Below are 13,004 nucleotides of genomic sequence, written 5' to 3' on the forward strand. Positions count from 1 at the left end.
CGAGCTACGTCTGCACGCCACACCCCGCACCGACCAGGAGGCCACCCGATGAACACCCGTCAGACGCAACTGCTGCGCTCCGCGCTGCACCTGGCCGAACAGAGGTGGGCCGTGCTCCCGCTGCTGCCCGGCAGCAAACGTCCGGCGGTCCGCCAGTGGGAACAGCGCGCCACCACTGACCCCGACCGCATCACCCGGTGCTGGCAGCACGCGGCTTACAACATCGGTTTGGCGTGTGGACCGTCCGGCCTGGTTGTCGTCGACTGCGACGAGCCTGAGCACGGGCAGGCGCTGCCGGACCACTGGCAGACACTCGGGCTCCGTAGCGGTGCCGAGATCCTGACCCGCCTGGCCCGCCGAGCCGGGGAGCCGTTGCCGCCGACCTACACCGTGGCCACCCCCTCCGGCGGGTGGCACCTGTACTTCCTCGTGCCCGCAGCGGCAGGGTTGCGCAACACGGCCGGGACACTCGGGCCGCTGTTGGACACTCGCGCAGCCGGGGGCTACGTCGTTGCCCCGGGTTCGGTACTCGATCAGGGTGCCTACGAGCTCTACGACGATACCGACCCCGCACGGCTGCCCGGCTGGTTGGCCCAGGCCCTCACTCCCAAGCCGTCTACGGGCGACTCAGCGCCTTCTGAGATCGCCCCCATGCATCGCTCTGCCTACGTCGAAGCGGCACTGCGCAACGAGGCCGAGCGGGTCGCTGCGGCCCAACCAGGCAAGCAGAACATCACTCTGTTCACTGCCTCGCTGGCCCTCGGACGTCTGGTAGCTGGGGGTGCCGTCGACGTCGACACGGTGCGGGCCGTGCTGCACCGCGCCATGTCCCGGCTGCCCCAGACCAAGCCCGAGCCGTGGACCGCCGAAGCCATCGACGCCACCATCCGCTCCGGCCTGCGCACAGCCGCCAACCGCCCCCGCCGCCTCACCGACCGCAAGAAGGACGCCGCGTGAGCACCCCGCAACCCCAAACTCCTGGCCTGGGGCGCATCCAGCGCCCCACCCCCGACGAAACCGGAGAAGAGGACACCACGATGACTGCCGCGCCCGCCCTGCACGTCGTCACCGAGCAGGACGAGCAGCCCCACCGACCGGTGCGGCCCGGCGCCGACGTGCTCGACGAGGTCACCCGCTTTTTGAGCCGGTTTCTGGTGCTGCCCTCCGAGCACTGCGCCCCGACGATCGCGCTGTGGTTTGCCCACACCCATGCCGCCCAGCGCTTCTACGTCACCCCGCGGCTCATCCTCGACTCCGCCGAGCCGGGCAGCGGCAAAACCCGCGTGCTCGAAGTGGGTCAGTATCTCGTCGCCGCGCCCGAGATGACCATCTCGGCGACCACGGCGGCCATGTTCCGCATGGTCAGCGAAGGGCCGATCACCATCCTATTCGACGAGGTCGACGCCATCTTCAACCCCAAAAACGGCGGCAACTACGAAGACCTGCGCGCCATGCTCAACGCCGGATACAAACGGTCGGCGACCATCGCTCGCTGTGTCGGTGATGCCAAAGCCATGAAGGTCGAGCGGTTCCCGGTCTATGCCCCGGCGGCCCTGGCCGGCATCGCCGGGCACATGCCCGCCACCATCACCACTCGGGCCATCACCATCCACATGCGCAAACGCGCCCCCGATGAGCCCGTCGAAGAGTTCATCGAAGAGGACGTCGAGCAGGAAGCCGGCCCCGTGCGCGAGGAGCTCAGCGCCTGGGTCGACAGTGTGGCCGAGCACCTCGCCGGGGCACGGCCCGCGATGCCTGCCGGGGTCATCGACCGCGCCGCCGAGATCTGGAAACCCCTGCTCGCGCTGGCCGATCAAGCAGGCGGGCACTGGCCTGAGACCGCCCGCGCGGCCTGTCAGCACTTCGTCAACGCGACCGGGCCCGGAACCCAGTCGCTCGGGGTGCGGCTGCTGGCAGATCTGCGCGAGATCTTCACCGCCCGGAATGCCGACCGAATGACCACCGTCGACATCCTCTCGGCGCTGCACGCTCTGGACGAAGCACCGTGGGGCGATCTGTACGGCAAGCCCCTCGACGCCCGACGCCTGTCCAAAGAACTCGCCCGCTACGGGGTGGCCTCCAAGAACATCAAGCAACCTGGCGGGCAGGTCGCCAAAGGATTCCGCACCGATGGCGAAGACGGCCTGGCCGACGCCTGGCGCCGCTACCTGGCCAGTGCCGCTACCAGCGCTACCGACGCTACCGCGCAGGTCACACCGGTAGCGGACGAAAAACCCGATCCGCTACCGCCGCTACCGGACACCGAGGCAGGTAGCGGCGGTAGCGGCACCGAAAGTCCCGCCGCTACCGGCCTGACCAGGGACGTAGCGGCGGTAGCGGAGGTAGCGGCACATACCAGCCAGCACCCCGAGCAACCACCCCGCTCATCCGTCAGCGCCCCATCGCTCGCAATGCACCAGGAGGCAACTCGTGGCCAAACGCAGTGGTAACTGGATGACCGTCACCGAGTTCTGCGAAGAGATGGGCGTCTCCCGCTCCACCTTCGACGACTGGCGCGCCAAGCAACGCGGCCCCAAGTGCATCCGGCTGCCCAACGGTTCCCTGCGCATCCGCCGCACCGACTTCGAAAACTGGCTCGACACCCTGGAGGACGCCGCATGACCGAAACCACCTACGACGTCCGCATCTGGAAGATGCAGACCCGCAAGAACACCAAGGGCAAGGTCACCAGCTATCGAGTCCGGTGGGAGGTATCAGCACAGGACTGTCACAAGTCATTCAAGAACAGCGCGCAAGCGGAGAGCTTCCGCTCCGAACTCCTGAGCGCCGCTCGGAAAGGAGAAGCGTTCATCATCGAGACTGGCCTCCCGGTCTCGATGACGCGGAGCACCGAAGACATGTCGTGGTTCAAGTTCGCCTGCGAGTACATGGACATGAAGTGGCGCGACGCCTCACCAGGGCACCGGAAGAACACGGTCGACTCACTCGCACCGATCTCGGCAGCCATGCTCACCACCAACCGCGGAGCACCTGAGCCCAAAGTCCTCAACAAGGCGTTCCGCCGCGCGTTCAATCCGGTGACCCGAGACAGTGAGCATCCACCGGAGATTCGGCACGCACTCAAGTGGATCGCTGCCCACAGCCGGAGTGTCGGTGACCTCTCGAAGCCGGACGTTCTCAGGTCCGTACTGGCCGCCCTCGACGTCAACCTGAACGGATATCGAGCAGCCCCGGATACCGTCAGGTTGCGCCGTACCACCCTGACGAATGCGATCCACTACGCGATCGAGCGGAAGTTCCTCATCGGCAACCCACTGAACGAGGTCAAGATCCGGCGCAACAGCACGAACCTACGGCAGGTCGACCGGCGATCCGTTGCCAACCCTGTCCAGGCCCGCACACTTCTTCAAGCCGTTGCCAACCGCACTCCGCACTTGACCGCGTTCTTCGGGCTCATGTACTTCGCAGCTCTTCGCCCGGAGGAAGCGACCAACCTGCGCAAGCGCAACCTGTCTCTACCCCAGAACGGCTGGGGTGAACTGCACCTGGAGCGCTCGACGCCCGAAATCTCCGGCGAGTGGACCGACAGCCGCACGGCCAGCGAGGAACGGAGTCTGAAGCACCGAGACGACGACATCGGCCGGATAGTCCCGTGTCCACCGGAGCTGACCGCACACCTGCACAACCATCTCGCGATCTACGGCACAGCACCGGACGGACGGCTCTTCTTGGGCAAGCGAAACGGAGGGCGACTCGGCAGCAGTGTCTACGGGCGTGCATGGGCGAATGCGCGCGCTGATGCGTTCACCGACGAGGTAGCTGCTTCACCGTTGGCCAAGCGTCCTTACGACCTTCGTCACGCCGCCGTGTCGACATGGCTGAACGCCGGTGTCGAGCCGACCCGGGTGGCCGAGTGGGCGGGCCACAGCGTGCACGTGCTCCTTCGCGTCTACGCCAAGTGCCTCGACGGTGGCGAGCAGGAGGCCCGCTCGCGCATCGACCGGGCTCTGAGGTGAAACCGTGGCCATTCATTGGCCACTGAGAGCCGCACACGGCCGGGTAGCTCCGGGGACAGCCGGGGAGCACGAAGAAGGCCCCCTGGCCTGTCGGTGCAGGTCAGGGGGCCTTCTGGGCTGGTGTGCCGGGTAGAGGATTCGAACCTCTGAAGCTTGCGCGGCTGATTTACAGTCAGCTCCCTTTGGCCGCTCGGGCAACCCGGCGAAGCATGCCAGCACCGCTGGCTTGCAGGGAAAATCATACATACCGGTGTCCACGCCATCGACAAGGGGGTCGACCCGGTAGCGTGTCGGCAACGCAGTAAGGACGCGCCCGGGAGGTGGAGCAGGTGGCAGACCCTTCTTTCGACGTGGTGAGCAAGGTTGACCGCCAGGAGGTCGACAACGCACTCAACCAGGCGGCCAAGGAACTGGCGAACCGGTTCGACTTCCGCGGCACCGGCACCAGGATCAGCTGGGCCGGCGAGGAGTCCGTGACTCTGGAATCCGAAACCGAGGAGCGCTGCAAGGCCGCCATCGACGTGTTCAAGGAAAAGCTGGTCAAGCGCGGCGTCTCGCTGAAAGCCCTCGACATGGGCGAGCCGACCAGTTCCGGACAGGCGTACAAGGTCACCGGAAAGATCAAGCAGGGCATCGCCCAGGACACCGCGAAGAAGATCTCCAAGAGGATTCGCGACGACGGCCCCAAGGGTGTCCAGGCGCAGATCCAGGGTGATCAGCTCCGGGTGTCCGGCAAGAAGAAAGACGACCTGCAGGCGGTCATCGAACTACTCAAGCACGAGGACTTCGACACCGCACTGCAGTTCGAGAACTACCGCTGAGCAAAAGGACCCACCGGTGAAAGGAATCGTGCTGGCCGGAGGCAGTGGCACCAGACTGCATCCAATCACGCAGGTCGTGTCCAAACAGTTGCTGCCGGTCTACGACAAACCGCTGGTGTACTACCCGTTGTCGGTGCTGATGCTGGCCGACATCCGTGACATCCTGCTGATCTCCACGCCGGACGATCTACCGCTGTTTCGCAGACTGCTCGGCGACGGCACACAGTTCGGCTTGCGTATCGAGTACGCCGAGCAGCCCCAGCCCGACGGGCTCGCCCAGGCGTTCGTGATCGGGGCGGACTTCATCGGAGACGACTCGGTGGCCCTGGTCCTCGGCGACAACATCTTCTACGGGCAGGGCCTGTCCCGGCTCGTGCGGGAAAGCGCGGCCGGACTCGACGGTTGCATGCTGTTCGGCTACTCGGTGCGCGACCCCCAGCGTTACGGCGTCGGTGAAACGGGACCGGACGGCCAACTGGTCTCCATCGAGGAAAAGCCCGACCGGCCTCGCTCCGACAAGGCCATCACCGGCCTGTACTTCTACGACAACGACGTCGTCGACATCGCCGGGAACCTGCGGCCCTCCGCCCGCGGTGAACTCGAGATCACCGACGTCAACATGGAGTACCTGCGACGCGGGCGGGCACACCTGACCGAACTCGGCCGCGGTTTCGCCTGGCTGGACACCGGGACGCACGACTCCCTGCTGGAGGCCGCCCAGTTCGTGCAGGTCCTCGAGCACCGCCAGGGTGTCCGCATCGCCTGCCTGGAGGAGATCGCTCTGCGGATGGGATACATCTCCGCCGAGGCCTGTTACGCATTGGGAGCCAAGCTCGCCAAGTCCGGATACGGCGACTACGTCATGTCCGTCGCCCGGGCCGCGGGCGCCGACGGATAAGGGTCCGGCAACCACCCCGCCAAGAGCGGTACGACAGCCTCAAAGCTCCCGGCCGCGGCTGTCAGGCGGGCGGAAGCCGGTGGCCGGCCATCCCCTCCAACCGCTCGACGCGGTCGGAGATCGGCGGATGTGTGGAGAACAACCGCGCCATGCGTTCCCCGGGGCGGAACGGGTTGGCGATCATCAGGTGCGACTGCGACACCACGTTCGGCTCCGGCGCCAGGGGCGCCCGCCGAGTACCGCGCTCCAGTTTGCGCAATGCCGTGGCCAGGGCGATCGGGTCCCCGGTGAGGGCGGCGCCGGAAGCATCGGCCTGGTACTCGCGGGAGCGGCTCACGGCCATCTGCACGACCCCGGCGGCCACCGGGCCCAGCAACGCCACCAGCAACATCGCCAGCGGGTTGGGCCGGTCCTCGCCGTCACCGGCGAACATTCCGAACAGCAACCCGAAATTGGCCAGGAAGGTCACGGCGCTGGCCAGGGCCCCGGCCACGCTGGAGATCAGGATGTCGCGGTTGTAGACGTGGGACAACTCGTGGCCGAGAACCGCGCGCAACTCGCGCTCGTCGAGCAGGCCGAGGATCCCCGTCGTGCAACACACGGCGGCGTTGCGGGGATTGCGCCCGGTGGCGAATGCGTTCGGCGCGTTGGTGGGACTCACATACAGCGTGGGCATCGGCTGCCTGGCCGAGGTCGCCAGTTCCCGGACGATGCGATACATCGTGGGCTGCTCGAGCTCGGTGACCGGCCTGGCCCGCATCGACCGCAACGCCAGGTCGGCGGAGTTGAAGTAGGCATAGCCGTTCATCGCCAGCGCGGCAATCAGCGCGATGACAAGGCCGACCCGGCCGAACAGGGAGCCGATCAGCAGCACCAGCGCGCTCATTCCGCCCAACAGCAGCGCCGTCTTCACGCCGTTGAAGTGACTGTGCACTGTGCCTGCGCCTCCGCCGGAGAGTCTTTCCACCCGTTCTGTCGTGGACTGCTCACCCGGTCAACGTCGAGGAGGAGCACGAAGTTCCGCGATTCGACATCAATGGGACATCCATCACCACGAGGCCGAACAGCCGAGTGTCGAGCCTCCAACACGCCATGATCAAGGGTCCTGTGGCGCACGCGTAAACTTACTCGCACGTAACTACGTCTCTGCGATTTTTCGGTCGTACCGAGGCGAGTGAACAGAAAGGAGTCACATGATCCTGTCCAAGCTGCGTCGACGCCGTTCGTCCAGCGAGGGCGCTGCCCGTAGACCGCAACGCCAGGGTACGGGCATCGATCTTCCCCCGACTCCCCTCGACGGTGGCGTCGTGAGCTGCCAGGTGCACGACGAACGCGGCAGCCCGCTGCCGGAAGCCACCGTGACCGTGGTCGATCGACTCAACCAGCAGGTTGGGCAGGGGAAAACCGACTCGTACGGCTTCTACCTCGCCACCGTGCCCCCCGGTGTGCACAAGGTCTCCATCACGGCCGGTGGTTACCTCCGCGCAGGCGCGAGAGCCGATGTGCGCACCAACCGGCACACCTCCATCGGGAATGTGCAGCTCGAACCCGACACGGCGGTGGCACTGCCGCAGCCGGGGACCTGGCGGTTCGATCCGGACCACACCGAGGCCCGCTTCATCGCCCAGCACATCGGTATGTCGAAGATTCACGGGGCATTCCGCGATCTCGACGGCTACATCCAGGTCGCTTCCCCGTTCGAGCAGTCACGCATCGAGGTGACCATCGACGCCTCCAGCATCGACACCGGCGTGAAGATGCGTGACGACCACCTGCGCTCGCCCGACTTCCTCGACGTGGCCAACCACCCGAACCTGCACTTCACCAGTGATCGGATCACCCCGATGCGCGGGGATCGCTGGCTGGTGAGTGGATCCCTCATGATCCGGGGCACGACCAGCCCCGTACAACTCGACACGACCTATCTGGGGCAGCGTGCGTGGAACGGAACGCGCGCCGCGTGCCTGTGCGAGACCGAACTGCGACGTGAGGACTACGCGGTGAACTGGCAGGAGATCCTGAACAAGGGGATCGCCGTGGTCGGCCCCACCGTGCGGATCGAACTCGACGTGCAGGCCGTCCTGGACGAGTGAACAACCACGGCTGCCGCCGGCTCCGTCCCGGGCGGCGGCAGCCGTGGTGGCTACTCCGATGTGCCGGCTCTTCAGCAGCGAGGCGCCGCCGGAGGTTCCGCCACCGGCACCGGTCGCCCACGCCAAGCCGCGCATCTCTAGGTGTGGATTTCCATGGTGCAGCACTTGGGCCCTCCGCCGGACTTGCGGAGTTCCGAAACGTCCAGCAACACCGGTTCGTAACCACGCTTCTCGAGTTGCCCGGCCAAGTCGGTCGCCTCCAGCGGCAGAACGACGTGTCTGCCGTCCGAGACCCCGTTGAGTCCGAGACACTCGGCATCGGCGGCACTGCCGAGCACGGCCCCGGGAAACAGCCGCTCCAGTACCTTCAGCGAGCCGGCGGAGAAGGCCTGCGGGTAGTAGGCGATCTGCGGCTGCGGCCCCGTCTCCAGCACGAACAGCGCCGTGTCCAGGTGGTAGTAGCGAGGATCGGTCAGCTGCAGTGAGATCACCGGCACCCCCAGAGCCTCCTGCGCTTCGGCGTGTGCCTCCGGGTCGGTGCGGAAACCGCTGCCCGCCAGGAGCAGCTCACCGGTCCAGGCGAAGTCTCCCTCCGCCTCGTTGATCCGCGACGGCATGATCAGCTCGCGGTAACCCCGTGCGCTGAACCAACGGCGGAAGTGCTCGGCCTCGGCGGCACGTTCCGCAGCCCGGAAACGGGCACCGAGCACACGACCGTCGATCACGGTGGCGGAGTTCGCCGAGAACACCATGTCCGGAAGGCCCGGTTGTGGCTCGACCACCTCGACAGTGTGTCCGAGACGCTCGTAGGCGGCCTTCAGACTCCGCCACTGCGCCATCGCCAGATCGGTGTCCACCGGGGTGTCCGGGTCCATCCACGGATTGATGGAGTACTCGACCGTGAAGTACTCGGGAGGGCACATCAGGTAGTGGCGACGGGTCGGCGTCCGGGGAGACGACTCGTCACGTGCCCAGAGCCCGGCCGTGAGCGCAGAGGGGACCGACATGATTCGAAATCTAATCACTGCCGGAAGTATCACTCAATAAGCTTGCGTTGCGCTTGATACGGCAGAATATTGCGTATGGACACGCTGGACCAAAGAATCATTTCGCAGCTTGTCACCGACGCACGCGCGAGCTATGCCGAGATCGGCCACGCCGTCGGACTGTCCGCACCCGCCGTGAAGCGGCGCGTCGACAAGCTGCTCGACATGGGAATCCTGCGAGGATTCACCGCCGTGGTGGACCCCGAGGCACTCGGCTGGGGAACGGAGGCCTTCGTCGAAGTGCACTGCCACGGCAATGTGCCCACCCAGCGCATCCGGGAGGGGGTCGAGCCCCTGCCGGAAGTCGTGGGCGCCTACACGGTCTCGGGACCGGCGGATGCGATCGTGCACCTGCGTGCCGCCGACATCCACCATCTGGAGACCGCGCTGGAACGGCTGCGCGGAGTCGAGTTCATCAACCGCACGGTCTCGACCGTGGTGCTCTCGCGCCTGCTGGATCGCCCCCCGCAGGCGTAACCGGGCGGCAACGGTGGGCACCCGGCGACCCGCCCCCTCGGCACCGCACCGAAAAGGAGCGCTGCGAGCGGATCAGGACGGGGAGTCGTTCGACCCCTTCGCCGGCCCGCCCTCCGGTTGTTCCGCCGGAGGAGCAGCTTCCAACTCGCCCTCCTCCGAGGCCGCAGCGTGCTGTGCGGACTCTTCCGCTCCGGCTCGGCCCGCTCGGAACTTCGGTGCCGCCACCCCGTACTGGGGCGGAGTACCGGGCTTGGAGGTCGCACCGGGGACGCGGCGCGGCAACGGCTGCTCGTCGCCCTGCACATCGGCTGCCTCGCCCCCCGAGGCACCTGCCCCCTCCAGCCCCAGCGGGGGGACGTAGGGGGTGTCGTGGCGGTCCTGCTCGATCCGGGGGGACACCAGAGGCTCGAACAGCGACTCCAGTCGGCCGGACAGGTCCGGGTCCTCGGAGCGCGGCTGCGGATCCCGGCCGGATGTGCTGTCGAAGGACCGTTCGCGCTCCGAGACATCCCGGATCTCGACCGTGCCGGGCTCCGCGACGTCCGGCGAAACGCCGCCTGCCTCACCGGAAGCCGCGATACCTGCCACAGCTCCCGACGCGCCGTGAGGCGATGTTGCCTCGGACAAGCCGGACTCCGCAGCCTCCGGACCCGCTGCCCACTCACCACGCTCGTCCTGTTCTCCCCGCAACAGATCCCAGGCCGAGTACTCCTCCTCGCGCACCACCAGTGGTCCGTCGCCGAACCCGCCGTCGTGCTGCGGCGCGGCGATCACGGTGTCGAGCGCGTCGGTCTGCGAACGGGCAGCGTCGAGGCGCCGCTGCAGCGGCAGCACGAACAGCAACCAGGTCAGCAGCGATCCCAGGACGAAGGCAGCCAGACTCCACAACCACACCTGGGTAAACAGCCATGTCACCGGCGAGATCCTCCCCGGGTCTCAGGGGCCGGACATGCCCCGCCGAGATCAGTACGTGCGCGCGACGACATAATCCACCAGTGCCGACAGGGAATCACGTGCCGGGCAGTCCGGCAGGGAATCCAGCTGCGAACGAGCGTCCTCGGCGTACTCGTCGAGTTTCCTGCGGGCGCGCAGCAGGCCGTCGGAGTCTCGCAGCCGCCGCAACGCCTCCTCGATCTCGTCGGCACCGCTGAGCGGCCCCGACAGCATCTCCCGCAGCCGCGGGTCGACATTGTCCCCGGTCAGCGCGTACAGCATCGGCAGCGTGGGCACCCCCTCGCGCAGATCGGTTCCAGGGGTCTTACCCGACTCGGCCGATGGGGAGGCGATATCGATGATGTCGTCGGAGATCTGGAAGGCGGTCCCGAGGAGCTGCCCGATGCGCTCCAGCGCATGCATCCGCTTGCCCTCGACACCGGCGAACGACGCACCGAACCGGCCTGCCGTGGCGATCAGCGACCCGGTCTTCTCGGAAATCACTTCCAGGTAGTGCTCGACGTTGTCCTCACCACCCTCGATGCCCACGGTCTCGCGCATCTGCCCGGTGACCAGTGCTTCGAAGGTCCGTGCCATGAGCCGTACGGCATCGGCCCCCAGATCGGCCACCAGCTGGGACGCTCGGGCGAACAGGAAGTCACCGGCGAGGATGGCCACCGAGTTGTCCCACCGCGCGTTCGCGCTGCTCGCCCCGCGCCGCATGGTGGCTTCGTCCATCACGTCGTCGTGGTAGAGCGTGGCCAGATGCACCAGTTCGACGATCGCCGCGGACTTGATCACGTCCTCGGAGTCGGGCTTGCCGAAGTGGGCGGCCAGCAACGTGAACAACGGCCGGAACCGCTTCCCCCCGGCATCGACCAGGTGCAGCGAGGCCCGGGTGACGAAATCGAAATCACTGTGCACCGAATTGTGCAGCAGCGCTTCCACCCGGGCCATACCCTCGCGAACCGACTCAGCAAGCGCCGGGTCGGCAATGTCAAGGCCACCGGGGAGACCGTACGTCCCCTCCGATGCGCCGCTGGTCGGATCACCAACTGGGCTGGTCACGTCACCGTCGCCTTACTCCACCATCGATAGCCACTCCGGGCAGGCACTCTACGACACGAAGCCGCCCACGCTCGCCCAGTCCAGCACCGGAGTGGGCAGGACGCCCAACAGCAGCGTCACGACCACACCGAGCGTGATCGCCGCTGTCGTGAACGCACCTGGCACGCTGACCGTCGGGCCATCCGGGGCCGGTTCGTTGAAGTGCATCAGCACGATGACACGAAGATAGAAGAAAGCCGCAACCGCACTGGCCACCAGGGCGATGACAACCAGTGGCGCCATTCCCGCGGTCAGCGCCGCCGAGAACACCACGAATTTGCCCATGAAACCGCTCGTCAGCGGGATACCGGCGAGCGCGAGCAACAGGAACGTGAACACCCAGGCAATCAGCGGAGATCGTTTGGCCAAGCCCGACCAAGCGGAAAGGTGAGTAGCCTCACCCTCGGAAGTTCGTACCAGACTGATGACACCGAACACCGCGATCGTGGTGACCCCGTAGGCCAGCAGGTAGAACAACGTGGCGGACAGCCCCTCGTCGGTGAGGGTGATCGCCCCGATCAGCAAGAAGCCCGCATGAGCGATCGACGAGTAGGCGACCATGCGTTTGATATCGCTCTGGGTCAGCCCGAGCACCGCACCGATGACCATCGACACCACCGCCACGGTCCACAGCACCCAGTGCCACTCCCAGCTGGAGGCTTCGAAGGCCACGTGCAGCACCCGCAGGATCGCACCGAAAGCGGCCACCTTCGTGCAGGCGGCCATGAAACCCGTCACTGCGGTCGGGGCACCGTGGTAGACGTCCGGAGTCCACATGTGGAACGGGCCGACCGAGCCCTTGAACAGCAGGCCCACCACCAGCAGGCCCAATCCGGCGAACAGCAGAGTGTCCGAGCGGAGGCTGCCCGCCGTGGCATCGGCGATCGCGGACAGTTCCACCGATCCGGCATAGCCGTACAGCAGCGCCAGCCCGTAGAGGAAGAACGCCGAGGCGAACGCACCGAGCAGGAAGTACTTGACAGCCGCCTCCTGGGACAGCAGACGGCGGCGCCTGGCAAGGCCGCACATCACGTACAGCGGAAGACTCAGCGCCTCCAACGCGATGAACATCGTCAGCAGGTCATTGGCGGCGCAGAACACCATCATCCCGCCGAGCGAGAACAGGCCCAGCGGGAACACCTCGGTCCGCATCTCCGCCACGCTCGCCGTGGCCCTGGCCGGCGCCGGCGTTGGCGCCGGAGCGATGCTCGTGGCCGTGCCACCGGTGGAGCCCCCGCTCGCCGCTCTCGGTGACGGCGAAGGTGCCGCACTCGACTCGGCGACGAAAGCACCCCCCGGTTCCACCGAGCGGTCCGCGATGAGCAGGATCGAGGCCAGTCCCAGCACGAGCAGCGTGCCCCACAGGAACAGGGTCGGCGTGTCGATCGCCAGCGTGTCCGCCAGTGTGGTCAGACCCATCGGCTCGCCGCGTGCGTAGACGACCAACCACGCTCCCGCGGCGACCAGCGTGCACAGGCTCAGCCCCACTTGCACCGACCACCGCAGGCGGCGCGGCACGAAGGCTTCGACCAGCACAGCCAGGCATGCCGCGCCGAGCACGATCAGCACGGGCGCGATCGCCGAGTAGTGGATCGGCGGTGGGGCGATGGACTGCTGCGCGAGAATCACCGCACCGGTTTGCGTCGTGACGC

The 13,004-nt window shown here is 66.8% G+C and carries 13 protein-coding genes and 1 tRNA gene; 8 read left to right on the forward strand and 6 right to left on the reverse strand.

The window, feature by feature from the left end:
• Positions 1–48 precede the first annotated feature (48 nt).
• From DFQ14_RS00900 to DFQ14_RS00915, 4 genes are read left to right on the forward strand one after another with little or no spacing between them, the layout of a single operon-like run.
• Positions 49–957, forward strand: a complete 909-nt coding sequence (locus DFQ14_RS00900) for a bifunctional DNA primase/polymerase (protein WP_114451103.1) — start codon at positions 49–51, stop codon at positions 955–957.
• Positions 954–2,450: a DUF3631 domain-containing protein gene (locus DFQ14_RS00905; protein WP_246195721.1), complete on the forward strand. Its 1,497-nt coding sequence runs from the start codon at positions 954–956 to the stop codon at positions 2,448–2,450. The genes DFQ14_RS00900 and DFQ14_RS00905 overlap by 4 nt, the downstream gene beginning before the upstream one ends.
• Entirely contained in the window at positions 2,431–2,622 is a 192-nt protein-coding gene (locus tag DFQ14_RS00910; protein WP_114451104.1) for a helix-turn-helix transcriptional regulator, read from the forward strand. Before DFQ14_RS00905 ends, DFQ14_RS00910 begins: the two co-directional genes overlap by 20 nt.
• Positions 2,619–3,977, forward strand: coding sequence for a tyrosine-type recombinase/integrase (locus DFQ14_RS00915; protein ID WP_114451105.1), 1,359 nt, complete (start codon positions 2,619–2,621; stop codon positions 3,975–3,977). The genes DFQ14_RS00910 and DFQ14_RS00915 overlap by 4 nt, the downstream gene beginning before the upstream one ends.
• 123 nt (positions 3,978–4,100) lie before the next feature.
• Here DFQ14_RS00915 and DFQ14_RS00920 read toward each other — a convergent pair.
• A tRNA-Tyr gene (locus DFQ14_RS00920) sits at positions 4,101–4,181 on the reverse strand.
• A 125-nt stretch (positions 4,182–4,306) separates the two neighbouring features.
• Between DFQ14_RS00920 and DFQ14_RS00925 the strand changes: the two genes are divergently transcribed.
• Positions 4,307–4,798 carry a YajQ family cyclic di-GMP-binding protein gene (locus DFQ14_RS00925; protein ID WP_114451498.1) on the forward strand — a complete coding sequence of 164 codons (492 nt, stop codon included), beginning with the start codon at positions 4,307–4,309 and terminating at the stop codon, positions 4,796–4,798.
• A 16-nt stretch (positions 4,799–4,814) separates the two neighbouring features.
• The gene (rfbA, locus tag DFQ14_RS00930; RefSeq protein WP_114451106.1) at positions 4,815–5,696 is read left to right on the forward strand and encodes a glucose-1-phosphate thymidylyltransferase RfbA; all 882 of its coding nucleotides are present in this window, start codon (positions 4,815–4,817) and stop codon (positions 5,694–5,696) included.
• Positions 5,697–5,757: 61 nt separating this feature from the next.
• Here the strand turns inward: rfbA and htpX are convergent, their stop codons facing one another.
• Complete coding sequence (gene htpX, locus DFQ14_RS00935) at positions 5,758–6,630, reverse strand: zinc metalloprotease HtpX (protein ID WP_114451107.1); 873 nt, start codon at positions 6,628–6,630, stop codon at positions 5,758–5,760.
• Positions 6,631–6,889: 259 nt separating this feature from the next.
• Between htpX and DFQ14_RS00940 the strand changes: the two genes are divergently transcribed.
• Entirely contained in the window at positions 6,890–7,789 is a 900-nt protein-coding gene (locus DFQ14_RS00940; protein ID WP_114451108.1) for a YceI family protein, read from the forward strand.
• A 137-nt stretch (positions 7,790–7,926) separates the two neighbouring features.
• Here DFQ14_RS00940 and ddaH read toward each other — a convergent pair whose 3' ends face one another.
• Positions 7,927–8,796, reverse strand: a complete 870-nt coding sequence (ddaH, locus tag DFQ14_RS00945) for a dimethylargininase (RefSeq protein ID WP_114451109.1) — start codon at positions 8,794–8,796, stop codon at positions 7,927–7,929.
• Positions 8,797–8,871: 75 nt separating this feature from the next.
• Here ddaH and DFQ14_RS00950 point away from each other — a divergent pair, with 75 nt between their 5' ends.
• Positions 8,872–9,312 carry an Lrp/AsnC family transcriptional regulator gene (locus DFQ14_RS00950; RefSeq protein WP_114451110.1) on the forward strand — a complete coding sequence of 147 codons (441 nt, stop codon included), beginning with the start codon at positions 8,872–8,874 and terminating at the stop codon, positions 9,310–9,312.
• A 72-nt stretch (positions 9,313–9,384) separates the two neighbouring features.
• Here DFQ14_RS00950 and DFQ14_RS00955 read toward each other — a convergent pair whose 3' ends face one another.
• The 3 genes from DFQ14_RS00955 to nuoN are packed head-to-tail and all read right to left on the reverse strand — an operon-like array spanning position 9,385 to position 12,960.
• Positions 9,385–10,227 carry a hypothetical protein gene (locus DFQ14_RS00955; RefSeq protein WP_114451111.1) on the reverse strand — a complete coding sequence of 281 codons (843 nt, stop codon included), beginning with the start codon at positions 10,225–10,227 and terminating at the stop codon, positions 9,385–9,387.
• Positions 10,228–10,275: 48 nt separating this feature from the next.
• On the reverse strand, positions 10,276–11,313 hold the full coding sequence (locus DFQ14_RS00960; RefSeq protein ID WP_420810112.1) for a polyprenyl synthetase family protein: 1,038 nt from the start codon (positions 11,311–11,313) through the stop codon (positions 10,276–10,278).
• Positions 11,314–11,361: 48 nt separating this feature from the next.
• Positions 11,362–12,960 carry an NADH-quinone oxidoreductase subunit NuoN gene (nuoN, locus tag DFQ14_RS00965; RefSeq protein WP_179951477.1) on the reverse strand — a complete coding sequence of 533 codons (1,599 nt, stop codon included), beginning with the start codon at positions 12,958–12,960 and terminating at the stop codon, positions 11,362–11,364.
• Between the last annotated feature and the right edge of the window lie 44 nt (positions 12,961–13,004).

It is taken from the genome of Halopolyspora algeriensis (genome assembly GCF_003337235.1).
Classification (GTDB): Bacteria; Actinomycetota; Actinomycetes; order Mycobacteriales; family Pseudonocardiaceae; genus Haloactinomyces; species Haloactinomyces algeriensis.